17 protein-coding genes, 1 tRNA gene and 1 pseudogene are annotated in these 26,611 nt (G+C 54.5%); 9 read left to right on the top strand and 10 right to left on the bottom strand.

Translation table 11 applies throughout. The features are described from left to right. The first annotated feature begins 69 nt into the window (after positions 1 to 69). Together BLO49_RS12790 and BLO49_RS12785 are read left to right on the top strand one after the other, a co-directional pair. Positions 70 to 357 carry an HPr family phosphocarrier protein gene (locus BLO49_RS12790; RefSeq protein ID WP_281187260.1) on the top strand — a complete coding sequence of 96 codons (288 nt, stop codon included), beginning with the start codon at positions 70 to 72 and terminating at the stop codon, positions 355 to 357. Positions 358 to 368: 11 nt separating this feature from the next. Next, positions 369 to 1,121 carry a hypothetical protein gene (locus tag BLO49_RS12785; protein WP_139159689.1) on the top strand — a complete coding sequence of 251 codons (753 nt, stop codon included), beginning with the start codon at positions 369 to 371 and terminating at the stop codon, positions 1,119 to 1,121. On the opposite strand, the gene BLO49_RS12780 is transcribed toward BLO49_RS12785, so the two are convergent. Then, positions 1,118 to 2,689, bottom strand: coding sequence for a DUF5060 domain-containing protein (locus BLO49_RS12780; protein WP_090649268.1), 1,572 nt, complete (start codon positions 2,687 to 2,689; stop codon positions 1,118 to 1,120). The two genes, BLO49_RS12785 and BLO49_RS12780, sit on opposite strands and share 4 nt — an antisense overlap. A 178-nt stretch (positions 2,690 to 2,867) precedes the next feature. On the opposite strand from BLO49_RS12780, the gene BLO49_RS12775 reads away from it, so the two are divergent. Beyond that, positions 2,868 to 3,065, top strand: coding sequence for a CsbD family protein (locus BLO49_RS12775; RefSeq protein WP_090649265.1), 198 nt, complete (start codon positions 2,868 to 2,870; stop codon positions 3,063 to 3,065). Between the two features lie 220 nt (positions 3,066 to 3,285). Here BLO49_RS12775 and BLO49_RS12770 read toward each other — a convergent pair whose 3' ends face one another. Then, the gene (locus tag BLO49_RS12770; protein ID WP_090649262.1) at positions 3,286 to 3,882 is read right to left on the bottom strand and encodes a hypothetical protein; all 597 of its coding nucleotides are present in this window, start codon (positions 3,880 to 3,882) and stop codon (positions 3,286 to 3,288) included. Positions 3,883 to 4,232: 350 nt separating this feature from the next. Then, a complete protein-coding gene (locus BLO49_RS12765; protein WP_090649259.1) occupies positions 4,233 to 4,937 on the bottom strand; it encodes a TetR/AcrR family transcriptional regulator in 705 nt (234 codons plus the stop codon). A 297-nt stretch (positions 4,938 to 5,234) separates the two neighbouring features. Between BLO49_RS12765 and BLO49_RS12760 the strand changes: the two genes are divergently transcribed. The 4 genes from BLO49_RS12760 to BLO49_RS12745 all read left to right on the top strand — a co-directional run bounded on the left by BLO49_RS12760 (position 5,235) and on the right by BLO49_RS12745 (position 11,402). Then, positions 5,235 to 6,422: an efflux RND transporter periplasmic adaptor subunit gene (locus BLO49_RS12760; protein WP_090649254.1), complete on the top strand. Its 1,188-nt coding sequence runs from the start codon at positions 5,235 to 5,237 to the stop codon at positions 6,420 to 6,422. 113 nt (positions 6,423 to 6,535) lie between these two features. After that, positions 6,536 to 9,742, top strand: a complete 3,207-nt coding sequence (locus tag BLO49_RS12755; RefSeq protein ID WP_090649251.1) for an efflux RND transporter permease subunit — start codon at positions 6,536 to 6,538, stop codon at positions 9,740 to 9,742. An 88-nt stretch (positions 9,743 to 9,830) separates the two neighbouring features. Then, positions 9,831 to 11,225: an efflux transporter outer membrane subunit gene (locus BLO49_RS12750; RefSeq protein WP_090649248.1), complete on the top strand. Its 1,395-nt coding sequence runs from the start codon at positions 9,831 to 9,833 to the stop codon at positions 11,223 to 11,225. A gap of 103 nt (positions 11,226 to 11,328) precedes the next feature. Continuing rightward, positions 11,329 to 11,402 (top strand) — tRNA-Gly (locus BLO49_RS12745). Positions 11,403 to 11,571: 169 nt separating this feature from the next. On the opposite strand, the gene BLO49_RS12740 is transcribed toward BLO49_RS12745, so the two are convergent. Beyond that, positions 11,572 to 11,919, bottom strand: coding sequence for a DUF3732 domain-containing protein (locus tag BLO49_RS12740; protein ID WP_090649245.1), 348 nt, complete (start codon positions 11,917 to 11,919; stop codon positions 11,572 to 11,574). Here BLO49_RS12740 and BLO49_RS12735 point away from each other — a divergent pair. Together BLO49_RS12735 and BLO49_RS12730 are read left to right on the top strand one after the other, a co-directional pair. After that, positions 11,920 to 12,719: pseudogene (locus tag BLO49_RS12735) on the top strand (IS3 family transposase); the annotation flags it as partial. A 303-nt stretch (positions 12,720 to 13,022) separates the two neighbouring features. Then, the gene (locus BLO49_RS12730; RefSeq protein ID WP_090649242.1) at positions 13,023 to 13,382 is read left to right on the top strand and encodes a hypothetical protein; all 360 of its coding nucleotides are present in this window, start codon (positions 13,023 to 13,025) and stop codon (positions 13,380 to 13,382) included. 437 nt (positions 13,383 to 13,819) lie between these two features. Here the strand turns inward: BLO49_RS12730 and BLO49_RS12725 are convergent, their stop codons facing one another. The 6 genes from BLO49_RS12725 to BLO49_RS12700 form a co-directional block, all read right to left on the bottom strand. Further along, complete coding sequence (locus BLO49_RS12725) at positions 13,820 to 14,773, bottom strand: HNH endonuclease (RefSeq protein WP_090649238.1); 954 nt, start codon at positions 14,771 to 14,773, stop codon at positions 13,820 to 13,822. 78 nt (positions 14,774 to 14,851) lie between these two features. After that, positions 14,852 to 15,985 (bottom strand): DNA cytosine methyltransferase, encoded by a 1,134-nt coding sequence (locus BLO49_RS12720; RefSeq protein WP_281187266.1) that lies wholly within the window; start codon positions 15,983 to 15,985, stop codon positions 14,852 to 14,854. Between the two features lie 36 nt (positions 15,986 to 16,021). After that, positions 16,022 to 17,926: a DUF1998 domain-containing protein gene (drmB, locus tag BLO49_RS12715; protein ID WP_090649232.1), complete on the bottom strand. Its 1,905-nt coding sequence runs from the start codon at positions 17,924 to 17,926 to the stop codon at positions 16,022 to 16,024. Next, the gene (locus tag BLO49_RS12710) at positions 17,926 to 21,345 is read right to left on the bottom strand and encodes a helicase-related protein (RefSeq protein WP_170828334.1); all 3,420 of its coding nucleotides are present in this window, start codon (positions 21,343 to 21,345) and stop codon (positions 17,926 to 17,928) included. The genes drmB and BLO49_RS12710 overlap by 1 nt, the downstream gene beginning before the upstream one ends. Next, on the bottom strand, positions 21,329 to 23,062 hold the full coding sequence (locus BLO49_RS12705) for a nuclease-related domain-containing DEAD/DEAH box helicase (RefSeq protein WP_090649226.1): 1,734 nt from the start codon (positions 23,060 to 23,062) through the stop codon (positions 21,329 to 21,331). Before BLO49_RS12705 ends, BLO49_RS12710 begins: the two co-directional genes overlap by 17 nt. A gap of 5 nt (positions 23,063 to 23,067) precedes the next feature. Continuing rightward, entirely contained in the window at positions 23,068 to 26,334 is a 3,267-nt protein-coding gene (locus tag BLO49_RS12700; RefSeq protein WP_090649223.1) for a DrmE family protein, read from the bottom strand. Positions 26,335 to 26,611 lie beyond the last annotated feature (277 nt).

Raw genomic sequence — 26,611 nt, 5'->3', positions numbered from 1 at the left:
TTTCTGGACTAAAACCCCGAACGCCCGCATTCTCCGGCGCGACAAGCCCTGACTGAAGGGGGGATGCGAGTGAGCGAGACTGAGCCCGGCGTGCGTACTGAGGTCGAAATCTGCAACATGAAGGGTCTGCACGCGCGGGCCTCCGCCAAGTTCGTCAAGCTGGCTTCGGCGTTTGACGCCCAGACCTATGTCATCAAGGACGATACCCGCGTCGATGCTCAGTCGATCATGGGCCTCCTGATGCTGGGTGCCGGCATCGGCACCGTTATCGGCATCGAGGCCGAGGGCCCGCAGGCCGAAGAGGCCGTGGCCGCCCTGGCCGAACTGGTCAATAATCGTTTCGATGAGGACGCCTGATGGAGGGAGGCATGAGACCGGCGCTCAAGCTTTGCCTAGCGCTAATGGCGGCCTCGGCGCTCTGTGTTTCAGGTCTGGCCCATGCCGAAGGTACGCCCTACGACGAAAACGCACCCGCGCCGAAGCCCGTGGTCAAGCGCAAAAAAGTCGCCGCCAAACCGGCGCCGGTATTGACGACGCCGGCCACCCCCATCCCCTATGCCACCACGCTCAGCCCCGACATGGCGAAAGCCCTGACACCGGATCATCCGGCTGCGCTCGAACCCCTGTCGCCGCCGGTCGCCATAGCGCCGGCGCCCATCACCATGCAGCCGATTGTCGATCCACCGCCGCCGGCGCCGGTTGTGGCACCATCGTCGCGCCCCTTGCCGCCAGCGGACCAGATCAGCCTGAAATGCGAAACCCAGGTCACCGAAGGCAAGCGCTTCATCTCGCAGGGCGTCTTCTATATCGATCTCTTCCCATCGCCGGTTTTCCCGGATGAACACGCCGATTTCAAATTCCTGCGCGTCGATCCGACGCATCCATCGCTGATCCGCCAGTCGATCTGCCTGGATGTCTTGTGCCCGGCTGATGTCACCGGCTCGGCCTATTATCTCGTCAACCGCGTGACGAAACACGGCTCGGCCCTGCGCATCACGCTCGATCGCTCCAGCGGCGCCTTCTATGCCGAGGAGATCGACAACAAACGCATCGGCAAGGACGCGCACCGCGGCGAAACCGGTTACTGCACGCCGCAAAAGCGGCCGGATACCCTTTTCTAAACCCGCACGATCCTGACCGCCATCCATGGCTGGCCAGGCAGGGCAATGACCGGCCGCGCTGGATCGTGGAAACTGTAGCCATCCTTCTTTTGCATGGTGAAAACACCCTCGACCGGCGTGACCTTCATGTTCCAGGTATCTATCAGCTCGACACGGAACTGTTCGCCGCCGCTGAGTTCCTGTTTCGGCAGTTCGAGCGGCCATTCCGAGAGCATCTGATCACCGAAATAGCGCAGGTAATACTGCCCGGCCTGGCCGCCGATATGGCGGTCCCACCATTTATCGACCGGATCGACACCCGGCTTCGGTCCGGCTTCCATCACCGTCTTCAGGAAGGCCAGACGCGACGCGCTGGTACCGAGCAGCCGCCCGCCGATACCGCTCCAGCCGCCATCCGGGCTCAGGTTTTCAGCGGTCAGCACCTCGCCATGGCCGACATAGGTGCCGGCGATCAGGCCATGCCAGAAGCGCGACACCATCTCCTCGCCGGTCAGATTGCCCCAGCGCAGGTCTGACTTGCCCTCATAACAGATCTCATCGAAGACCACCGGCTTTTCCCAGACACTGCGGTAGATTTCGGCGCGGGTATCATCCTTCACCGACATACCGTTCTGGATGCTGGAATGCGTCACCCACGGCTTGCGGTTATCAAAAAACGCCTTGCAGTTATGGATTGAGCGCAGGCGCTGATGCGGATCGCTGTCGGCCACGAATTGCCCGATATGGTCCCAGTCAGCCGGGGTTTTCGCCTTCACCAGATCGAACTCATTGGCCATGGACCACCAGACATTGCGGTAGGCGCCAAGCCGGGCGATGACATAATGCAGGTAACGCTCATCATCGGGGCGGGCCATTTCGCCATAGCCATGCACCTTGTCATAGGGGTGGTAGAGGATGATATCGGCCTCTATGCCCAGCGCCTGAAGCTTTGCCACGCGGTCTTCGAAGCGGCGGAAGAAGGCGGGATTGAACCGTTTTGCGTCCCAATCCTTCGGGCGTGTGCCGGTATAGGCAAAGGGTTCGATCGGCTCGGCCTTCACATTGGCATAGACGCACATGCGGATCTTGTTGAATGGCGCGGTTTTCAGCGTTTGCAGTGTCAGGGCACATTGCGCGTCCGACTGCTGCGCCCAGGCATAGGCCGTGGTGCCGATCTGGCGGAAGGGCGTGCCATCGGCGTAGGCGAAGTGATAGCCATCGGGCGTGACGCGCACCGGACCATGATTGTCACCACTGGCCGGCCGCGCGGTAAAGCCGCCGGTGCGGCCATCGAGCGCTTTCGCATTGCTCATGGTGCGCCATTGCCAGGCGCCTTCGGTTTCCGGGCTGAAACGGATGCGATAGACGCCGTCGCCATCATAAAACCCCGGCATACGCACGGTCTGCGCGCCATTGCGGAATTCCGCCGACAGGCTGACTTCGGTGAAGGGATTGCCGGTTTTCGGGCCATCGAGGATGATTTCATACAACCCCCAGCGTTCGGTATCTGCGATTTGTGCCTTGGCTGCCCCCGCCAGAGACAACGCTCCGCCCAGCACCATGACACCGCGCCGCGTCAGTTTCGACATGAAAACCTCCCAATATATTTGTCAGTCATCATACAATTATAAGGATGGCAAAATCAAGCCGGACAAACGGCCTTATGTCTTCCTTATGTTGCAGCGCCGCTCAAGCGTCGAAAATTTAGGCTTCCACTGCCTATAGTGAGTCAATCAACATAACTCATTGATTTCAGGAGATTATCGAATGAACAACGACCGAATGCAGGGCAGTTGGGAGCAGGTCAAGGGCAATGTCCAGAAGATGTGGGGCAAGCTCACCAATGACGATCTCGACGTGATCGAAGGCGATCGCAAACTGCTGGCCGGCAAGATTCAGGAACGCTACGGCATTGCCCAGGATGAAGCCGACAAGCAGATCGACGAGTGGAATCGCCGGCACTAATCAGGTACTCAAGCGCCGGGAGCCTCGCGCAAACGTGGGCGACAGCCATTTTTACCAGGCTTGGCGGCCTTGCTAAACCCTGAAGGGTTTGGAGCCATAAATCAAAGAGATTGTCGCTTCTTTCCCGCCGGATGGTTGCGACGATAACGGGCGGAAAGGCGTTTCCTCAGATGCGTCTTTCCGCTCTATTTTTTGGGCCGCTCCGTTTTTTAGCCGCCGCCTATTTCGACCTGAGCGTACCCGGATCGAAAATCTGAATCTCGCTGCCCATGTCGTAATAGATGACCTTTTTCAGATCATCGGCCATCACCTTGAAGAAGCGATCGCCCGCCGGGCCGATGCCGAGATCGCCACACGGATTTGCTTGCGGTTCGATGGCGTTGGCGGCGTCATAGGCGGCTTTTTCGGCGTCGGTCGGCTCCAGCACATACACCTCGCCCCAGTCACCATAGGCCGTTTTGACCAGCGCACATGACGCCTGATGCTTGCCGGTGGCGGCCAGCACCTCCGGCAGAACCGATTCCAGCGGCGCGCCCTTCGCTTTCGGGAAGGTGCGGATCACATCGTATCCCAGCAAATGATTGGTGCCATCGTTAGAAATGACCATAAACCCGCCGACCTTGTCGTCAGGCGCCAATTTTACAGCACCGGCGTCAGGCGGACAGGCATAGCTCCAGATTGACAGGGCCTTGCCCTCGACCTTGCCCCAAGTGCATTGCGAGAAGGTGTCCTTCATGACCTGTGAGGGTTGCCGCGGCGGCGCTATGCAGCCAGCCAGTGCGAAAAGGCCAAGTGTCAGGATCAGTGGTGCGCGCATGATATCTCCCCGGTTCGGGTCATATCAGCGCCAATTCGCCGGGATTGTCCAGAAGTAGAACCAGGGACCGGCCGGGCATGGGACGGTGGTGCGTCACGACGCCTTAAGGCCGGCCCTGATCCGAGGGGAATAAAGGGCCCAGGCGCGGCGCCGGCATAAACCCGCCATACACCCCGCCTGAGCCTTGAACCCGCCGGGTGTCCCGAAATAGGGTCTTCAGCGGCTAGGATCAGCTTATGGAGCGATGGGTAAGAATGATGTGTGAGAGAGGCCGGGCAACATAAGAAGCCGGTAAATCGCCAATAGCCAGCCAGATGATTTGACCCAGCGGCCGTCTTGATAAGGATAAATTACGGAAACAGGAAGCTCGTCGTCGCGTCTACAATCTTCTGCAAATCTTCGCGGCTGGCACCGGCGCGGGCGCGGACGGCCAGGCTGGAGGTCAACGAGGTGATCATCTGCGACATCACCTTCGGATCCTGGTTGGAACCGATATGGCCCAGTTCCTGCGCCTTCGTGAAGAAGCGCTCGAAACGCGCGTCGAACTCCTCGATCGTGCCCTGCAGGACGCTCATGATCGATTCGTGGCGCGGCGCCTCGTTAAGCGCCGTGCACATGAAGGCGCACCCCAGGCATTCTTCCGTCTCACTGGCCTCGGTCTCGCCAGTATAGGACGAGATCATCACATCAAAATAGCGATTGATGATATCCCGCAAACTGCCGTCCCGGCCAGTGCATTGCAGCACCGTATCCAGCTTGGTCGATATACCATTGCGGTAGCGTTCCATCGCCTTGAGATAAAGCGCTTCCTTGTCGCCGAACGTGGCGGCCAGAGATGGCCGGCTTACCCCGGTAGCGGCGGAGATATCATCGAGCGAGGTATTGGCGAAACCGCGCATCCAGAACATTTCCAGCACCGTTTCCAGCACGGCATCCGGATCAAAGGCGCGCGGACGGCCACGCTTGCGCGGCGCCTCGCAGGCGCAGGCTTGCGGATCGGCCGCCTGCCCGCCGCATGTCACGTCAGGCAGGTCTATCGTCTTCAGGTCATCCAAGACACAGCACTCCTTACCAGAATCTGGCAGTTGCCAGTTTCTGGCAGACTGTCAGTCTAAGCATTTTTCCCTGCCGCGCAAAGCCCAAAACGCTGGGGCAAATGGTCGCTTGCCGGCACATTAACATATTTATTTGCGATGTCGCATAAAAATATGTTTACAAAATGACGGGGCGGGACTATTTAACTGCGACGCCGCATTAAATTAGCCGAAGCGACCGAGAAACGCCAGCCCGATTTTTTTGCCCAACCGTATGCGTTCCCCCTCCCATTCCTTTACTCCCCAAAGGATATCGTCATGTTCGATCCCGTTGTCTCCTCCCTGAAGCTTGAGCGTTATCGCAAGATGCTCGTCGCCGGCGCCGTGTCGCTGACCGTCCTGGCCGCCGTCGGTATCGGCACCGCTCTGAGCACACAAGCCGCCAACCAGCCCGCCGCCAGCGCGCCCACGCCCGTCACCGTTTCCGTCGTCAGTCTGCAAAACGTCGCCCAGTGGACCGACTTTTCCGGCCACCTCGAAGCCGTCGATCGCGTCGAGATCCGTCCGCGCGTTGCCGGCGCCATCAAGGCCATCCACTTCCGCGAAGGCGCGCTGGTCAAGGCCGGCGATCTGCTGGTGACCATCGACCCCGCCCCCTTCCAGGCCGAGGCCGCGCGTGCGCAGGCCGAGGTTTCCGCCGCCTCCGCCCGTCTGACCCTGGCCACCTCCGAACAGGCCCGCGCCCAGCGCCTGTGGGCCGATCACGCCATCGCCCAATCCGAACTGGAAAGCCGCACCAATGACCTTAAGGCGGCGCAGGCCAATCTCGACGCCGCCCGTGCCTCGCTGCAATCGGCCAACCTTAACCTCAGCTATACCCAGGTGCGGGCACCGGTTTCCGGTCGTGTCGGCCGCATCGAGGTGACCGTCGGCAATCTCGTCGGCTCCGGCCCGCAGGCGGCGATCCTGACCACGCTGGTTTCGGTCAGCCCGATCTATGCCAGCTTCGATGCCGACGAAGAGGTTATCCATACCACTATCTCCGATCTGGGCTCTACCTCGCTGGAAACCATTCCGGTGACCGTGGAAGCCGATGGCGGTGAGTCGATCTCCGGCCACCTGCAACTGATCGACAACCAGTTCGACGGAACGAGCGGGACTTTGCGCGCCCGCGCCGTCTTTCAGAACCCGGAAGGCAAGCTGATCCCCGGCCAGTTCGTCCGTGTCCATATGGGCGCGGCGCAGGAAAAGCCGGCCCTGCTGGTGTCGGAACTGGCGGTCGGCACCGACCAGAGCAAGCGCTTCGTCTATGTGGTCGATAAGGATCACAAGGTGGCCTATCGTGAAGTGACGCTCGGCGGCACCGCCAATGGCCTGCGCATCGTCACCTCCGGCCTGAAGGATGGTGAGCGCATCATCGTCAGCGGCATCCAGCATGTCGGCCCCGGCTCGGTGGTTTCCGAAACCGTCGCCGCCATGGACGCAAAAGCCAAGCCGGAAGCCTAAGTTTAGTCAGCAATCACCCTTTCGTACCTCCCCGCTTGTCGGGGAGGGGGACCATTGGCGAAGCCGATGGTGGTGGGGTTTCTTGCTTCAAATTCAGCCCAAAGGGCCCCCTCATGAACCTCTCCAAATTCTTTATCGACAGGCCGATCTTCGCCGGCGTGCTGTCCCTGCTCTTCCTCGTGGCAGGCCTGCTTAGCTTACGCGTCCTGCCCGTTTCCGAATATCCGGAAGTGGTGCCGCCGCAGGTGGTGGTCCACGCCATGTATCCCGGCGCCTCGCCCGCCGTCATCGCCGAAACCGTCGCCTCGCCCATCGAAGAGTCGGTCAACGGCGTCGAGAACATGCTCTACATGTCCTCGCAGGCGACCGCCGACGGCCAGATGACCCTGACGATCACCTTCAAGCTTGGCACCAATGCCGACCTGGCCCAGCAGATGGTGCAGAACCGCGTCTCCCAGGCCGAAGCCCGGCTGCCGGCCGATGTGCGCGCGCTTGGTATCACCACGCAGAAGTCGCAGTCCTCGTTGCCGCTGGTCGTCCACCTGACCTCGCCCAACGGCCGCTATGACGTCAACTATCTGCGCAACTACGCCCTGCTGCACGTCAAGGACCGCCTCCAGGCCATCAAGGGCGTGGGGCCGATCCAGATGTTCGGCGGCGGTGAGTACGCCATGCGTGTCTGGCTCGATCCGCAGAAGGTCGCCGAACGCGGCCTGTCGCCGTCCGATGTCGCCGACGCCATCCGTTCTGAAAACGTCCAGGCCGCGGCCGGCGTCATCGGCGGCTCGCCCGGCATCCCCGACCTGACCCTGCAACTGTCGGTCAATGCCCAGGGCCGCCTCTCCACCGAGGAAGACTTCCGCAACATCATCGTCAAGACCGGCACTGATGGCGCTGTCACCCGCCTGGGCGATATCGCCCGCGTCGAAATGGGCGCCGCTGATTATTCGCTGCGCTCCCTGCTCGACAACAAAAACGCCGTCGGCATCCCCATCTTTGAGACGGCCGGCGCCAATTCGCTCCAGCTCTCCAGGGACGTCCACGAGACGATGGAAGAGCTGAAGAAGGCCATGCCGGAAGGCGTCTCCTACGAGATCGCCTACGACACCTCCGAATACGTCCATGAATCGATCGACTCGGTCATCCACACCCTGCTGGAAGCCATCGCGCTGGTCGTCATCGTCGTCATCCTGTTCCTGCAAACCTGGCGCGCCTCGCTGATCCCGCTACTGGCCGTGCCGGTCTCGGTCATCGGCACTTTCGCGGTGATGCACGTCTTTGGCTTCACCATAAATGCGCTCACCCTGTTCGGCCTTGTGCTGGCCATCGGGATCGTGGTCGATGACGCCATCGTCGTCGTCGAAAACGTCGAGCGCAATATCGAAGCCGGCAAGTCCCCGCGTGACGCCACTCTTCAGGCCATGCGCGAAGTCTCCGGCCCGATCATCGCCATTGCCCTCGTTCTGGTCGCCGTCTTCGTGCCGCTGGCCTTCATCACCGGCCTCAGCGGCCAGTTCTACCGCCAGTTCTCGCTCACCATCGCCATCTCGACCGTGATTTCGGCGATCAACTCCCTGACCCTTTCCCCCGCCCTGGCCGCTTTGCTGCTGAAGGGGCACAACGCCCCGAAAGACGGCCTGACCCGTTTTATGGATAAATGGCTGGGGGGCTTCTTCAGCGTCTTCAACCGCACCTTCAAGCGCTCGTCTGAGTCCTACGGCAAGAGCGTCGGCAAGATCGCTGGCCGCAAGGGGCTGATGCTGGGCGTCTATGGCGCCTTGGCGGCCCTGGCCTTCGTCATGTTCCAGGTCGTTCCCGGCGGCTTTATCCCGCAACAGGACAAGGCCTATCTGATCGGTATGGTCAAGCTGCCCGATGGCGCCACCCTGGACCGCACCGAGGCCGTGGCCCGCAAGGTCTCCGAGATCGCCATGCAGACACCCGGCGTTTCCCACGCCCTGGCCTTCCCCGGCCTGTCGATCAACGGTTTCACCATCGCCCCCAATGAAGCGGTCGTCTTCATGCCACTGAAGCCCTTCGCAGAACGTCATGGCGCGGCCCTCTCCGCTGGCGCCATCGCCATGCAACTCAACGGCAAGCTGGCCGGCATCCAGGAAGGCTACTCTGTCATGTTCCCGCCACCGCCGCTTCTCGGCTTAGGTACCACAGGCGGTTTCAAGCTCCAGCTCGAAGATCGCGCCGGCCTCGGCTACCAGAAGCTCGACGAAGCCACCAAGACCTTCGTCGCCAAAGCGGCGCAGACCAAGGAACTGGCCGGTGTGTTCTCTGGCTACAATATCAATACGCCGCAGCTGTTCGCCGATATCGACCGCACCCGCGCCCGTCAGTTGGGTGTATCGGTCAGCGATATCTTCTCGACCATGCAGATCTATCTCGGCTCGCAATATGTCAATGACTTCAACCGCTTCGGCCGCACCTACAGCGTCCGGGTCCAGGCCGACGCGCCTTACCGCGCCCGTGCCGAGGACATTGGCTCGCTGAAGGTCCGCTCGAAGACTGGCGAAATGGTGCCGCTGGCCGCCGTGCTGAAGGTCGATCCGGTCTCCGGCCCGGTCACCGCCAGCCGCTATAATGGCTACCTCGCCGCCGATATCTCCGGCGGCCCGGCCCCCGGCTATTCTTCTGGCCAGGCACAGGACGCCATCAAGCGCATCGCCGCCGAGACCCTGCCCCAGGGCATCGACTACGAATGGACCGAACTGACCTACCAGCAGATCCTGGCCGGTGACTCGTCCAACCTCGTCTTCGGACTGGTCATCCTGCTCGTCTTCCTCGTTCTGGCCGCCCAGTATGAAAGCGTCGTCCTGCCGCTGTCGATCATCCTGATCGTGCCGATGGGGCTGATGTCGGCCATGATCGGCGTCTTCCTCATGCACGGCGACAACAACATCTTCACCCAGATCGGCCTGTTCGTTCTGGTGGGGTTGTCGGCGAAAAACGCCATCCTGATCGTCGAATTCGCCCGCGAACTCGAACTGACCGGCTTAAGTCCGCTGGAGGCCGCCATCCGCGCCAGTCGCCTGCGTCTGCGCCCGATCCTGATGACCTCGATCGCCTTCATCATGGGTGTGCTGCCGCTCGTCGTCAGCCAAGGCGCCGGTTCGGAAATGCGCCGCGCCATGGGCCTGGCTGTCTTCTCCGGCATGATCGGCGCCACCGCTATCGGCCTGTTCATGACGCCTTTCTTCTACGTCCTGCTGCGTGCCCTGTCCGGCAATCGTCCCCTGAAGTCGCACACCTCGACGCTGGAGGGCGAAGGCGAACCCGAAGAGGCCCCGCATGTTCAATATATCGACTAGAAAATTATCCGATCAAAATGATCGTCAAATTTTCGTCGTTTCCTTGTTTTCACGCGCTTTCTTAGGAAAGCGCTTTGGGGAGGCACACATGCCCCGTTTCGCTACCTTAAGTCTGGCCGCTCTCCTTCTGACCGGCTGCGCCACCGCCCCGCTGGCAAAGGCATCTTTTGAGACGCCTGCCGCTTTTGCCGGTACTACACCGGCCATCACACCCGCGCCTTCTCAGGGCACGGCCTGGTGGCTGGTCTTCGATGATGCGGTGCTCAACGACCTGACCGCCCGCGCCATGACCCGCAACAACACCATCAAGCTGGCCGCGGCGCATCTGGAACAGGCCCAGGCCCTGATCCGCTCGTCCAAGGCGGACCTGTGGCCGCAGGCCGGCATCGGCTATCAGGCCACCACCGGCGCCAATACCGCCACGCTCAGTCCCGGTTCGCAGAAGCCGGCATCGGCGCATGGTCTCGGCCTCGATCTCAGCTATGAGGTCGATTTGTCGGGCCGCCTGTCGAAGGCTGCCTTGGCCGCCAAACTGGATGCGCAGGCACAGGACGCCTTGCTGAAGGATACGCAACTTCTCATCCAGTCGCGCGTCGCCGAAAGCTATTTTGCCCTGCGCGCGCTTGATGAAGACCGCGCCATCGTCCGCGATACGCTGGCCGCCTATCGCGGCAGCCTCGATGTCACCCAGCGCCGCTTTGAGGAAGGCGATGTCGCCGAAATCGACGTGGCGCGGATGCAGGCCGAGGTCGCCTCCACAGAGGCGCAGGCCGCCGCGCTCGATCAGCAGCGCGCACAGGTGGCTCACGCTTTGGCCGTTCTGGTCGGTGAGCCCGCCAGCGATTTCGATATCGCCACCGTGGCGTGGTCGAGCGAGCCCTGGGCCAGCGCCGTGCCGGTGATCCCCGCCGGCATCCCCGCAGATGTGCTGCAACGCCGCCCTGATGTCACCGCATCTTACGCCTCATTGCTGGCGGCGCAAAAACGCGTCGGCATTGCGAAAGCCGCGTGGCTGCCGACCCTCAGCCTGACCGCGTCCGGCGGTTACGCTTCGGGCGACCTCGGCAACCTATTCGAAGACACGGCAAAGAACTGGTCGCTGACCGGCATACTGTCGCAGGCCATCTTCGATGGCGGCCGCCGCAACGCCGGCATCGACTATGCGAAAGGCGGCCTCGATGCCGCCTTCGCCGACTACCAGCAAAGCACGCTTGTGGCGCTCTCGGATGTCGAGGACCAACTCTCGGACCTGACCTACCTCAGACAACAGCAGACGGCACAGGACCAGGCGGTTTCCGCCGCCAGCCGGGCCCTGGCCATGTCTCAATCACGCTATACCAATGGCTCGTCATCGCAGTTGGAGGTGCTCGATGCCCAGCGGCAACTGCTCGCCATCCGTCGGCAGGCGCTGAAGGTCCGTGCGGCACAGTACCAGTCCACGGTCGGCCTGATCCGAGCATTGGGTGGTGGCTGGACGAGCTGAGTTCTAAAAGTCCGGCATGGTTTCCCCTGCCGGACTTTTTTAGGCATCGATATCCGTTGACGCTAACGCCTGTCTTATGGCACTAGCACCTTACCTTGTGATTGCGGGTGTAGCTCAATGGTAGAGCAGCAGCTTCCCAAGCTGAATACGAGGGTTCGATTCCCTTCACCCGCTCCAAACGTGTCGGCCGACACATAAGGCTGGACTCCGACGCAAATAATTGGACCGATTTGGTTCCGTTGAGTTGCCAGAAATAAATCGCAGTAGTGCGCCCAATTATTGGCCAATTCGGACATCAAACCGCATCAGCGTTCCGCGAAAGCGGACATCCGATATTCGCAGCGCCCTACACTCCCCAAGCTAGCGGAATAAGGAAGTCCTCGTCATTTCGCCAATTACCAGCTTCCGCCAAATTCTCTCTCCAGGCTCTTTTGTCGGCGTGATCGAGAACGATGATTTGTAATTGATTTTTAAAAGCCTTCTGACCACGAACAAGCGTTCTGAATATTTGCTTCGTGCTTTCTAGGTCATCCAAATGACGACGGCCGCGTCGAGATTTGGATTTTTCTTCGAGATCGACCTTTCCATCAATGACATCTTCAAATGTATCGCTCGGGAAATAGACCTGGCTGGGTGAGCTGCTGCCGGTTTGACGGACACCGAGAAAAGGGTGTTCATCGAACTGGAGGTTCATATGGAAAAGAGAAAGTTCAGCCGCGAGTTTAAGATTGAGGCTGTCAGATTAATCACCGAGCGTGGCGTATCGGTTGCCCAGGCATCCCGTGACCTGGATGTTCACGCGACGGTTCTGCGCAAATGGGTGAAGGCATTTTCAGTCGACCCGAAAGACGCCTTTCCCGGCAAGGGGCAAATGAAGCCGGAGCAGCTTGAGATCGACCGCCTGCGCAAGGAGGTAGCCAAACTCAAAGCTGAGCGTGACATATTTAAAAAAGCCGCAGCCTACTTCGCGAGGGACTCCATATGAAGTTCGGATTCATTGCGAAGCACCGAGGGATCTGGCCGGTTTCCTGGCTCTGCGAGGCGCTCGGTGTCTCGCGCAGTGGCTTTCACGGTTGGCTCGTCCGGCCTCCCAGCCAGCGTTCGATAAGCGATGAAGCTGTCGGTGCAAAAGTCAGGGCCAGCTTTCTAACCAGCTTCAGGACCTACGGCAGCCGCCGTGTCTGACATGATCTGCTCGCCGAGGGCATCGCCTGTGGTTTGCATCGTGTCGAGCGCCTTATGCAGTTGCAGGGGCTGAAGGCTCGCCCACGCCGGCGCGGGTTGCCTAAAGATGCTGGCGAGCGCTCAACTGCCGCACCGAACGTTCTTGATCGCCAGTTTGCCGCCGATAAGCCGAACCAGAAGTGGGTTGCAGACTTTACCTATATCTGGACGGCGGAAGGGTGGCTGTATTTTGCGGCCGTCATCGACCTGTTCTCTCGCCGGGTCATAGGCTGGTCCATGAGCACAAACATGACAGCGCAACTGGTAACACGCGGAGCACTAGACGAAGCCTATTTTAATATGAGCCTTCACGGACCAATTCAGTATGATCCGCTCACCTACGGGATAAAATGGTATGGTCGTAGCCGGCTTCTGCAAAACTGGGCGTCGGTGAAGACTGAAGTTTATTTCGATTTTGGAAAATCTAATCTTTTCCGGCTTCTGACGTATGATCCGGTGAAGAAAGTGGGCACTGTAGGGATTGTTCTGAAGGCTGCGTTGATTGAGGATCTGATCCATGGGCGCCGAATGAGCGGGGCAGCGGCTCGACAACCTTCATGACTTGTGACGCAAATGGACAAAGAGAAATTTAAGCAAGCTGAGATCCGTGCAAAAGCGGCGGAAATTTATGTCAGAGAGCTTCTGCCTCAGATCGTCCGTGCACGGACCGAATATTTCAAGAACCCGTCACCGGAAAACAAGTCCACTCTCGAACAGGTAGAAGGTGAAGGTGCGCGTCGGCTTGAAGCTTTCAATGCTATTGGCGCCGAAATGGAAGAAGCCCTTGGTATTCCAGCTGAAGTGCTCGACGCACTTACTAAGCAGAGCGAGACCTTATGGCGGTCATGCGCAATGGTCGTGTCACATCGTCGGAAACGATGGTTTCCACCGTCTGCTGATACAGTCTGCTGCTACAGTCAGGAAGCTGTCTAACCGTTGTGTGGAAACGGTTTGCGGACGATTGAAGACGATACCGCTGTAACAGAGTGCTGCTACGGTAGTTGAGCCTGATAGTGAGGGATTTTTCTAAAGTCTTGTCTTGTAACGGATATTTCTCGTTACAAACCCAGATGGTGCCCAGGAAAGGACGGGAGCCGTCCTTTCCTGGGGCAGAGTGAGGAGCCGGTTCGAGTCCGTTTTGCCCCTCACTGATATCGTTGGATTCTTCGTCTTGCTGATCTGTTTTAAGTTCGAGTGTCAGGAAAGGACTCGTGTAATTCGAATAATTAATTGAAATGTATACATTTATTTAAAGTGTCGAGAATAACGACCCCCAATGTGACCCCCAACGCAGTCGATTTGGAAACGTACCCGTTCGCTCACTCGTATAAATGCTAGAGGCTGGTCAGCAACTGATCTACGCCTCCTGCTTAACTCATAAAAATGTTCTGTCGATGATAGTTCAAGTAAGTAAGCTGATCGTTCAAGAACACTTTTCCCTTCGGAGCTGTAACACTCGAAAAATTTAGCTTTGCGATGTCGGCGCTGGACACGGCTTTTGAAAATATGGGCTGACCGTCGTCAGAAAATGTCAAGAAGCCGCGGTCGAAAAGTAGGTCAGCAGTAGGGGTCAAAAGCAGCCCATTGCAGCCATCAAGCCGTTCATGGGATGTGCTGCAGAGCCGCCACGGCTTTATATGACTGGCGACCAAAAACCTCTGATTATTAATCGATGTTAATCGGCATGCGTTTTCGAAGCGCAAGAGGTTACGACGAAAAACCCCCTGGCCCTTCCTCGCAAGAACTAGCTGTGACTTCTCGGTTGCAGAGAGTCCTCCGTCGTTGGCGATGCGGCTCTGGACGCCGTCTTCAACTGCACTTATTAACGCTGATATGGGTGGAGGGTCTAAATCAAACCTTGTTAATGCGTCATTGCTGTTGCTTAAATTTACTGCTGCTTCAAAAGCTTCTGCGCTGATTTCCGAAAGATATGCCTTTTGCGCACCTCGTCCATTCCGGTCGAATGGCGAGTATCTCAACGGCAACAGAGGTAACAATTTGCCTATAAAGTCCTCTACATTTTTTCTCTGAAAATTGGTGGACCAGGCAACGGGGAGAAGCCAACCGTCGTCATTCCACAAATTGCTTTTCGCTCCGAATTCATCCGGGATCGGTGATGAAGTAGCAAAATCTGTGACGCGACCAATACCAGAGATATTTCTGTTGGCGTAAGAAATGACAAAATCCCCAGGCCGAGCTTCGCGAAGGTTGTCGTAGAACTGACTTCTTCGACCGTCTCTCTCGCGCTTTGGTGACCATAAATAGCCACCCCCAAGTTCTTGGGTAAAAGTTTGCTTATGATTGACCCACCAATATCTCAGCATTGACGCTCAAACCTCGGATTCACGAAAATTGACCACCAAAAATTAAAAATATACTCGTCAGTCTAGCTTCTTGCATATTCATATTGTTAGCAAAGAACGCAGACTATCCAACTTTCGTGTCTTTACGCGCTGTTCCCGCGCAGATGTGATCGCTGGCTTCAGATAGTCGATTAGAAAGCGACCAAGCTCGACAGGCACCGCATTGCCGATTTGCTGGCCGGCAGCCATAAGTCCACCTAAAAAAATGAAGGAGTCCGGAAAAGTTTGAATGCGTGCTGCTTGACGGACTGTAATGCCATGATTTTCAGTCGGGTGCACAAACCTTCCTTTGGAGGGGTTGACGCATGCGGTCGTCATAGTTGGCGCAACTTCGAACGGATTGATCCGCCCGTAAACATCCTTATGTCCATCGTGGTCTTTGTGGCAAGGAAGCATTCTGCCGGAATCTTTTCTACTGCCTCCGTTAATTGGAGTGTTGGCGAACGCTTCTACTAAGTCATGACCGTGTTTCATATGCACGTCATTCTCGTCGCCCTTGTCTGCTGGTGAGAATGCATAAGAGCAGTTCTCCCACTGCTTTAAGTGAGGGTTTGTCAATCGAGCCTTAGCGTTCCCGTGCGTTGGTAGAGGCGGCCAGGATAAATTTGCGTCCAGATCGTTCGCGACACCAAGTATAAAAACGCGCTTACGTCGCTGCCCGATGCCGAAGTCGCAGGCGTCTAAGACCGCGGGGGGGAAAACGGTGTATCCTGCGTCTTGGCCTTCTTTATAAAATGCCTCAAGGTAATCCGAGTGCCTTGGCCAAAGCATTCCCGGAACGTTTTCCATTAGAAAGAATGAGGGTCTGAATTCCCTGACGAACGAAAAATAAGTGAGTATCAAATTGTTTCTCGGATCGTTTACGCCAGCACCTTTGATCCGATGGGTGGAGAACCCCTGACAAGGAGGCCCGCCTAGCAAAAGGTCGCAGACTTCGTCTGGCTGATACACATCCGCTTTTATGGCTTCGGGAGATAGAGTAGTGATGTCCGCACCGAAAATAATAGGGGATTGCTCGTCACGGCCTAAGTTGTGCTTGTACGTTTGAACGGCATTTTTATTGTATTCGATTGCTAATTTAACAGTAAATCCGGCCTGAATTGCGCCGAGGGAAAAGCCTCCTGCCCCAGAAAACAAATCAACGCAATTAAGGTGTTCGATATACATGTTAATTCTTAAAAAAACTGGAAATTGGTAATATGTATTCTATTACGTGAGAAGCTTTGAAAAATATCCAACAGTGGAATCATTTTGACTTCCAATTGCCATCACCCTGTCGAGTAACAAATTTCCCTCTTCACAACTTGTTTCAGGTAACAGGCCGCAGGCATGGCAAGACGCCAAATTTAAGCTAAATAAGCCTTGGCCGTTACTTTCGATGCACAGTGGGTCCGATGAACATATGGCTGCGTTGTGCATTGCGGCCCTCATTGTAAGTTCTAATCGGCCGGGCAATCCCTGGCGAACAAGCCCCCCTAATGTACCTTCTGCATCCCCACTTGCTGTGTATAACAGCAATCCGGCCATAGGATTGTCAGCGGCGGACGAAACATAAAGGCGTTCACGAATGCTAGAAGAGTCGTAGCCAGACTCGAACGCCATCTGTCGAATAAGTAGGTGAGAAAGACTATGAACAAGGACCGACTGAGGGGTAAGCACTCTGGTGGGTGTGCCACGCTGCTGCGCCAAGTTGGAAAGCCTTTCTTGGAGAAGAGCGGTTCTTTGTAGGACTGCGCTTTTTTTCAACCATTCGGATACGGCCAGTTGGTTCAAAGTTAGGAAAATGCCCTCTCCGCGCACGGAAAATCCTGGCAACCACTCCTTCGGCTCCAAGGACAACGATGCGGGCGGGGCGTTCGATGCCTCAGCCGGCATAAGGCGCGAAAATCCCGTTAAAACGCGTGTTTCCCTAAGCTTTCTTACCAGCACAACGTTGTCGAACAGTCCGGCAAAATCTTGACCGTACTCCCCGGCGGCATGTTGGCTGGTATCGAAATCCTGTCTCTCGGATTTGGGTGGACGCGGCCCGAGGAACGCTTTGTATTCGTCATGACGATATTTTTCTTCGCTCTTTTCTTCGACTTTTAAAGTGTTACCTTGCGGCGTTTCAAGTCTTTCGTAGATGGCACCAATAAAGGCTTCAGGATCAACGCCAAGATTCTCTGCCTTCTTGCGTAACCAGGGTTCATGGAGCTTTCCATCGAAGAGCGGCGAAACCTCAATTTCGCCCCACACGTCGGGTCGGTCCAATAACTGTTGAATTTTGGCCGAATAAGGCGGGATCAAAATAGAGCTTACGACCTTTGCAAAATACGCGTTAGATGCCCCCCTCTGAATTGTTTGTGGTGTATGATTACAGTTTGTTTCCTTGCCGTCAGGCCCCAACCACGGCCGGTGACCGGGACAGGCACCATTGTATATGTCAGAGAGTACGTCTTGACGAAAAGCTCCGGCCATTGAATTCGAGTTGCCACATTTTACGCAGCCAACTCTGATACCGGCTAGGCCGGCCGCAGGGGTGGAGTATAAATACAGGTCCCCAACTGAGGCCAGACAAGAAGGGTTCGCTTTGTGAGCCCATCTGTCCCATGGAAAGTCCATTATATGTCCGGCTTCGCAAGCCGCGACGAAACGGACCGGCGACATCGAGGGGCGCCGATTTTTTTTTAGGTTCCCACAGGGCTCGCCACTACCGTCGACTCGACGGCCAAAATTCGAGCATTTCATAGAGTCTGCTGCTGACTGGCTGTTCCACGGAATCTGTTTTAAAACCCGGCAGCGTGGACAGAAGTACCAATTTGGAAAGCGAACAAACGGCATATATGCAGTGTCCGGCTTAACCTGCGCTCCAAAAGCGTGCCTTTCAGGTGCCTGCGCTGGAGTTAGGAAATAGCGTATTTTCCGACCAAGTTCCTGAGTAAGCCTTGCTGCAAGTCTCGAGTCTACAACTTGGCAAGCATTTAGCAACGCTACACGAGTTTCTCCGACTGCTTGTTCGGACGGCCACATGTCCAGGCCAGCGGACATCAGGGCCTCCTCTGGAAAATCGATAATGGCGCCCACGCCAAAGGGAACCACCCCTTGGGATTTTCTAAACTCTTGGCGTACAGCCATTACTGTTCCCCCTGTGGCATACCGGCCATCGAATAGATGTTCAAGACTCTGGCTTCCGAAGTTCCGTCGACATTTCGCATTGAAGTCATGACTGGCCAAGCCTCGCGCTGAAACGCCGGATCTTGGTATCCTCCAAATGGATAGGCCAGCGTTGATTCCTCAACCTTGCCTGCCATTCTTCCATATTCTGGTGGCGAATATCTCCGCCAATCTTCTAGCCAATCCGACAATTCATCGTCCGTTTCAATCGCTTCGCCCTCATCAATCGAACTGACCCGGTCTAATATGGCCGCGACCTCGTTTTCAACTTCTTGTTGACGATCTCGCAACTGGTTCGGATGCGCCACGCCAGCAAGTTGTCGGGCCAATGCGATCAACACTCCGCGCATCCCTCGATCCCGTGACTGCGGGGAGAATGGCGTTACGCTGGTAGGTTCTACGTGACGGTATAGGCTTTGATGGTAAGCCATAAATCGCTCATAGTGGGACCTGTCCCTACTTTTTGTCTGTGTATAGACAGTCAAAACCAAGCCGGGGTGCGATCGGCCCACACGACTTGTAGCTTGGATATATTCAGATGTGCTTTTGGGTTGGCCGGACATGACAATTAATCCAAGACGAGGCACGTCCATGCCAACCGCAATCATGTTGGTAGCCAGAAGTATGTCGACTGGGTTTCCTTGCGCCCTCATCCGCCAGGGGATTGCAAGCTGCTGCAATATGCCTGGAATCTCCTCGGCATTCAGCCGGCTCGTCAACTCGGGAATCTCTCGAAGGTATCTGCTTTGGTCAAACGGTATTCGAAGTCTATGGCGCAAACCCTTCAAGAACTCTGGAATGTCACCCATGCACAGGGTTGCGGCATGACCAAGCTCTCGTAGTGAATTAAAATACCAAACCATTGTTCCATAGGGATCTACGATGCTGTTCTTTCTCTCATCGTCCCCAGTAGGAACACAAACGGCCTGCAAAAGCGGTGAACAAGCACGTACCAGTGCTGTCTGGTGAGATTTAACTGCCGTGCCCATGAAGCCGACATATAAACGGCCTGAGGATTCGTTATCTTCGCGAGCGAAATAAGATTCACCTGCCCGAATTGCCTGAGGCGGAAATTCGAACGATTCTCTTGCGTACAAGTTTCTGCATTGCTCTTCAGCTCGACGAATCGTAGCCGTAGATGCCACGATCTTGTGAATGTGGCCGTCTCGCTGGCATAGTCGATCAATGGCCGTTTCATACAAACCGACGATAGTCCCCAGAGGGCCAGAAATAAGGTGGAGTTCGTCTTGGATAACTAGCGCGGGAGGTGGGGCGCCATTTCCAATACCGAATAGACGTCCCACTCGATCGTCCCATGCAATTTGAGCGAATTTGTCTACTGTTCCAATTAATATTGTCGGCGGATTGTCATAAAGGTCGTCGTCAATGACCAAAATTGGTAGCCCACCACTCTCTTTGCCGAAAGCACAGGCGTCGTCGGGGCAGATAAAGCGAACTGTACGCTCATTGGAATTCAAACTTCGGAACGATTGATATCCCGATGGCTTTGAACGGAAATCAACCCCGCACCACGGACATTGCAAAACTTGGAAAGGATTTTGCGCATGCCTATCATTCTGCAATCTAGTCAATGCGGCAGTTGCATCGGTCCGCTTGTTCGGTGAGAGCCCTTGGCCAACCCAGAGGCCAATGGAAATTTCCACGTCGCCCAAGTTTGCCCCTAGCTCCTCATTTCTACGCAAAAGCTCCAATGCGAGGACCAGCGCCGAGGCTCGCTGGAACTGTTGGGCTGTCAGAAGGCGTAGGGTGTATCGCATCAACACCGTAACGCCGGGAATTGCACCTCGCATGCGTTCAATGCAAATTGTGAAAGCCGCAAGACCTAAGTAAGCTTCCGTCTTGCCACCGCCGGTCGGAAACCAAATTAAATCGACCAGTCCCCTCTCGGGTTCTGTATACGAACTCATGCTGGCAATATTCATTAAGATAAAGGCAAGCTGAAATGGTCTCCACTTCCTCTCTCTGGGAAGATTTTTATAATCCTTAGGAATATCAGGATATGGCGTCCCGACCTCTCGAAATGTTATTGATGACGAGTGAAACTGTTGAATAAGCATTGCCTTATTCATCAGCCGAAACGCCAACATCGCAGAAGCATTAGTCTTTAGAACATCGATGCCAGCTTTGATTCGTGATAAACAAATTTTGCACTTATTAATGTTTTTTTCGGCTGCAGTTTGAAAGTGCGGTTCAAGCTTCGAAGCGCTGGAAATCGTAATTTTGATCCAATTTTCATAGTCCGTGGCAAGCCGATTAAGTGCCGTAATAATTTCTTCTTCTGCACGGGAATGACCATTGGCGTCGAAAAAGAAACTCATTGATAGCTGTAAATCCTCATGCTCAAAGCCTTTTTCTCGAGGTAATATTGGCTTTAGTTCATATGAGGGAACCGCGGCAGTACGAACCATATTGGTCCTGCCGTTTAGGGACATGGTCTCATCGACATTCCAATCGCCAGCTACGCCATGGCCCAGTGCAAAAGCTCGTCGGTGACGATACAGGAGTTCCAACGAACGAAGTTCATCATCGTCTACGTCTCCGGCATCTCGGTCAATTGGAAGGAATATTGCCGCGCCTATTTCCTCAACAACTGCCAACGCCACTTGGAAATAAGCCATATCATTTGTGCAAGCGGCGCCAGCCGGTGAAGTTCGGCAGTTAACCACCATCGCCGAGATAACTGCTGTATTATCTGAGCGCCTTCTAACCGTTAGGTAGAGTTTCAATCCGCCATTCGAACTATCGATCTCTAGCGGTTCAAGAGCGCCGCTTTTGCCCATTAAGTTGACAGCAATTTCGATCGAGTGGTGTCTTCTCTGATATGCTGGAATTTCTCTCGTCTCTGGAATAGCGCTTCCATCCGCGTTCAATTTTCCCGCCCTAGGGTGTTCGTCTTTGATAGTCGTCGCTGAGTAGGTTCCGAATGTAATGGATATTTTGAGTGATCGTAGTTCGGCGACTCTAAATGAAATCCCACAGGCTGATGGGCTGAATTCATTCGCCATATTAAGGGGCTCACGCTCTGTAGAGTGATCTTCATCTTCCGAAAGCCGCCCTGTATTCCCTTTTATTTCGTTGATTCCGATATCCAAGAGGTCGCCGCTAACGCCCTCGGATATTTCGCCAGGCTGCAACTCCTCGCTAGACTCGAGAAATTCCTGGACCATACGCTGCGGAAAGAGAACGCCTGTAGCGTATAGCTGTAAGGGGGAAACGGTCAGCAGCTCTTTTAGCTCAGCATCACCATCTTCTTCCGTGGGACCGAATACCTGCCGGCGCAATGTTTGTGCCAGCATAGATCGAAAGCTCGTTTTGCTCGCAAATATTCCGGGTGCTTCTTCTTCAACGGGTTCGGACATCATAGAATTCCTGGTTAACTAGCGCGAACAGTTTTGACCTTGCTCTGGTCATGCCGACGTAAAAAATCGACTTGGCCCAGGCATCCATCAGATCGAGAGATGGCATGTCAGTCAGTATAATGAATTCACTCTCCAGGCCTTTAAATGCCGAGACAGAGGAGCAGAATATTGATTCCGGCACCCGATAAACATTTTCAGGATCAAGGTAAGTTATTGGTTTCCCAACCTTAGGGGGAAAGCGGATAATACAAGCATTCTCGCGCTTTCTTGCAGAAAGAACACAAATATCGCTAGGGGCGACGCCCTCCATCAGCAGATTCGAAATTGTGGTTTTCAATTTCTCGCCTTGGTCCGCCTCGTTCCTCCAAACTGCATATTCAACTTTAGACACCAGTTGGCGCCTGCAAATAGGCTCTGCCAACCCTGTCAAAGTGCACATCTCGACAACGATGGCTTTTGGATTTCTAAAATTTTCCGTGAGAGTGAAAGTGAATGGCTGATACTGTTCGAGAGCAGTTGTCAGCCCAACATCCAACCTCCCGTACACATCGGACTGGACGCCGCTATCCAGAAAGAACATCCAGCGGCCGGAAGCGATACCTCGATCAAGTACTAAGTCGACGCAGTTCAGTATCGGCAACGTAAGTATGTCTTGCGCTTCATCGATTATGACGACGTCGAATTGAGGAAGCTCATCACAGTCAAACAGGCTGGCAGCAGCATCTTCAAAAAGTCTTGGATATGCGGTCTGAAAGAAAGCATTTTCTGACAAGCTTTCCCGTGCAGTTGAGAGCTCACCAGCTAAACCTGCCTTCTTTATTATTTCTCCAATAAATCTGTGAATCGTCGAAATTTGCGGTTTCGTACCTTCGTCGAAATTACCCGCTGAAAGGAAACGAGCTAAGTTGTCATTGTAGCAAAGGAATAGAACCTTGTTGCCTTTTTTTGCCAATCTCCTCGCAGCTTCGACGGCAATCAACGTTTTTCCTGTTCCCGCAGCCCCTTCGCAAATCATTCGTGGGTTTTTGTCATTTAAACAATAGTCCAAAACCACAAATTGGTCGCGACTCAGCCGAATTAGCTCCTCTTGACTTTCCGCCATTAGGCCAAGGATTGAAGGAATAATTTCGAAATCCCCTCGCAAGGAGTCAACGATTTCTCTCACACGGGCGGCACCTAGCCTTTGAGGCTGAGGTTTGCCCGTATCTTTTAGTCGTTGTCGAAAATAATGCTCGAGACGATCTACGAATAAACCAAAGGATCGTGTCTTATCCCGTTGATCGAAAATTAGATCTTGATCCCATTCAGGATCAGTTTCGGTGAAAATAATATCGGGGAATGCAACTCCCCAACCTAAAAGGATTTCGTTTCTATATTTCGTTCCAAAATTCGCCCCCAAATAATCATACAGTGCCCATCTGGTTCCTTCAGATTGAACGAATGGACCTTCCTTCGAATTATAGGTTTTCCCCTTTGGCCAGCCGATTGTCCAAGTTCCGGCGTTCCTAACGACATGTCCTCCCTTCACCTCAAGGCAAAAAACTCCATGCGGGCCGATAAAGACCAGGTCGGCTTCCGCGTAACTTTTTCGCCGGTGCCGAGCTATTCCCAGAGAATGCAAACAAAAGCAATCGTCTAAGCCTTTTGCATCCCGAATTAACTCGAACATTGCAATTTCCGCCTGAGGCGCGTCGCGGGGCAGGCTGTCAGGTAACATTGTGGTCAATTTCTTAGCCCCCTAAATGCTTCGCCGCGGGCGACGTGAGGGCGGATTAAGTATTGCACAACTCCTAACCGCTCAGTCTGCACTGGCCGGGCTAGACCAAGACTCTTGATTTTATGCAAGGCGTAGCCGACACTTCGACCGTTTAATTGAAATGTGAGCTCTTCGGCCTCGGTATCAATCTCACCAGAAAGCAATGAATGTACGATGCTTTCGGCCGCCAGCGACCTTGCCTTATAAATTAAGTCTATTGCTCTTACAGTTGCAGAAATTCCACCTTTAAGATCGTCGTCATCAGTTAGTAATGCTAGGAGAGGTATCAGGGTTTTGTAGTTCTTCGGAGCGACCGAATGAGTGTTATTAGCCCAGGCTTTTACCGTCTGAGGATCACGGGGCTCCCCGCTGTTCGCCAAACGCCTTGAAAAGGCCGAATAGCTTTCGTTTGTTCGCGCAAAATGACGTTTTAATGCTGTTTTCCACGAACTAGCCTGCACACGAACAGATGACGCATTCTTGATAAATTCATCAGCGCGGCTATCAACCAGATCCCTATCTCCGCCCTGCGGAAACGCCAAGACCATGCCGGGTTGAAGTGACGACACTAGTCTGAAAAGGCGACTCTCTGCGCTAGCGCTGGTCTGGTCGCTTAGTTGTCGGTCGTTGTCCGCTAAGACAATCACTTTGCCGTGAGGAGGGAGGAAGGTATAGGACGAATCTCGCTCAAACAGAACTAACTTGCCAATAGACAAATTGGACTTTTCTTGCTCCTGAGAAATCGATTTTTCAAGTAAAGCTATAGCCTCTGCTTCATAGTCCTCAAATTCCAAAGTACCAAATTCGACTGCGTTGTAATCAACTGATGTATCTGAACTATTCAGCCTATCAACTACTTGCTTTTGCCATATCCCGCCCTTAGAATTAATTATTTGGGAAAAAACAGGATTGCTTCGAAAGTTAGAGATAGTCTTTTTCTCAAGCTGACGCTCCCAGCGATTACCTGCCTTTATCGAAGTATTGTACCATTTTTTCTCAAACGGAAATAAAATCAGCTCAACGCTAACACTGTAACCAGTTTGTGCGAGCTCGCGCATTCCCATTTTGTCCAGCCATCCGGGAACTATAATCCGATCGTATGGAGCGTTCTTTCTTACTCCCTCCAAGTTCATGAAGTTCACATTTGGGAACTTAACATCCTTCGAAAAGGCAGTTTGACAACTCCTGGCCACACGATCCGATCGGCAAACTATCGCTACATTTTGATCGCTTTGATAAGAATGTAGGATGTTTGCAAGCAATTCCCGTTTGTCAATTTCACCCAATGTCTCCCGGCGCCAGGACTGAAAGATGCTAAAAAGATGCGATGCTCTTTCCTCGTAGGGCGCAAGTACGCTCGCATGTGAGATAATTCGGCGAACGCTGGCTTCGATCTCAGCATCAAATATTTCATCTCGGATTGGCGATGAGGTCGCCTTCTGTATAAACGATGAAACTTCAAATTCTAGCGGCTGTAGGGCGCCTCCGTCGCTACCCTCATTCCTCTGCGAGAGCCAATCCGCAGCCCTTTCCAAGAAGCTAGACCTCACTTCATCAACTCGGGTAGAGCGAAGCCAATGCAAATTTTGGCGCCCTACAGCCCTAGTTAAAGCGTCTCCACTACTATCGGGGGGAGACAGTGGTGCGGGCTCGACATCTTGATCTTCCAAATACCACACTGCAGCACCACCCTGAATAAGATCGTCGGCAGCTTCACGATCCCTAAGGTCGCCAATAATGCAGATGTTGCATTGAATCTTATTCGCAGCCGCTTCCATAGAAGCCAGAAAGTTTCTGCCAGCCGTAGCGCCATCGATGACTACCTTCCATTCACTAACGTGCTTAGGGCGCGCAGTGAGCAATTCTATTGCAGCAGAAACGTCACTGCAGGCGTAGATTAAGGGCGCATCGCACGGTTCTCCATCAAAATCCTGTTGTACCCCATCGGCGCCCACGTATTTGACACCTACCAATTTTGAGGCAGTCATTCCAAATGGATGAATGCACGTAAAGTAATCGAAAAATTTAGACTTTGGCCCCAGGAAAAGGACTGTCTTACGTTCCTGTACCCGTTGTCTGCTGTATCCGGTTAGAGTGGCCATCGGGTCCAAATGACGTTCCTTCAGCCAGGTTGATAACTCTGCTCCATCACATAATATTTTGTGTGAAGCACTGGCCGCAGCTATGTAAGGAGCCACGTCTGAGCCGACCGTGATGCTGCCGTTATTTCGAACACCAATCCGATATTTTTTTTTGCTCCCAATCAGCTCGACGCCTTTAAAAACAGCTTTGAACTGTTTTACGCCATCAGAAATGACTACGTTCTGATTAATTGGCCATGACGCAATATCTTGCTCAACGGTCTGTGCCTCATCAGATGCACACTCTATTGCACCAAAAAAGGCGGCCAATGTTCCAAACGCAGAAACATCTCGGAGCACTAAGAGAGTCCGCTTATTCTGTGAAAAGAGTGAGTACAGTGCTGCTACACAGACATATTGCCCGAATCTGCTCAATGGCATTTTGGGGCTACCGTATATAGCCAAATCTGCCACATAGGGCCACCGGGCTGTGAGCGCTTCCAGGATCGGCAAACATTGTGTTTGTCCCTCTACGACCGAGTAGGCCCAGTCGATCACATAAACGTCGTCCACCAATCCAAGGACACCTGAGCCGTCTGGTACGATATCATCTTCGTCGGCGAGGTATAGTAACGCTGAGCGCGCGGCGGCACCAATTTTGTCGGCTTTACCCGTTGCCGCAAACAATGCTTCGATTTTGTTCGGCACCGCTGTTAGTCGGTCGCTGGAGCTGAATGCCTCCAAATTTCTAATCTGCGACTCTACGCGCCGACGGACAGATGTTACATCAAACGGAGCGCCAGCCAGCCTTAGTAAGCGTGCTTCAATTGCCATCAGCTCCCCAGAGCTTAACCCAGCACGGTTAATTTGAGAGGCTCCGATTGGGCTGATTTTAGTTACTGTTGATGCAAGTACCCAATTTAGATCCTGGACTTCACTGGATCCAATCGATCCTTTTTGAACAATCTTTCCGAGAAAATTTAATGCAGCTCCTATTATTGTCGCCATGGGGTCGGCCGCCTCAGCAAGCAGTCTAAATTGCGACGCAAGCCAAACCCACTGACCAATCTGATAGACGGGAAACTCTGGCAGTGAACTCGCGAGCTCCAGTGTTCGGGATATATCAGGCAGCAACGAACGAAAGTGCTGCATTTGATAACTCGCCACCTGTTCAAGTTGTCCCAGGTCACGTGTTATGGCGTCGACCCTGGATTGAGCTGGATACCAGTATGTCAAAATTATTTCGCCCCCGCGCCGCTAGATTTTCTCCACTATAAGCTGATCTTGAATCGCCATACAATGAGTTTGTTCGCCGCTTCGCTTCTGCGGAGGCGGCTGGCTATCATTTTGTGAGATTGCGAAATTTGTGCCAGCACCATTCAATTTTGAACTAGATCATTTTACCGTTTCGCCATATAGTTGTCGGCGG

The organism is Asticcacaulis taihuensis (assembly GCF_900100255.1).
Taxonomy (GTDB): domain Bacteria; phylum Pseudomonadota; class Alphaproteobacteria; order Caulobacterales; family Caulobacteraceae; genus Asticcacaulis; species Asticcacaulis taihuensis.
Note: the sequence above shows the minus strand (reverse complement) of the source record. Positions and strands in the feature narration are given on the sequence as shown.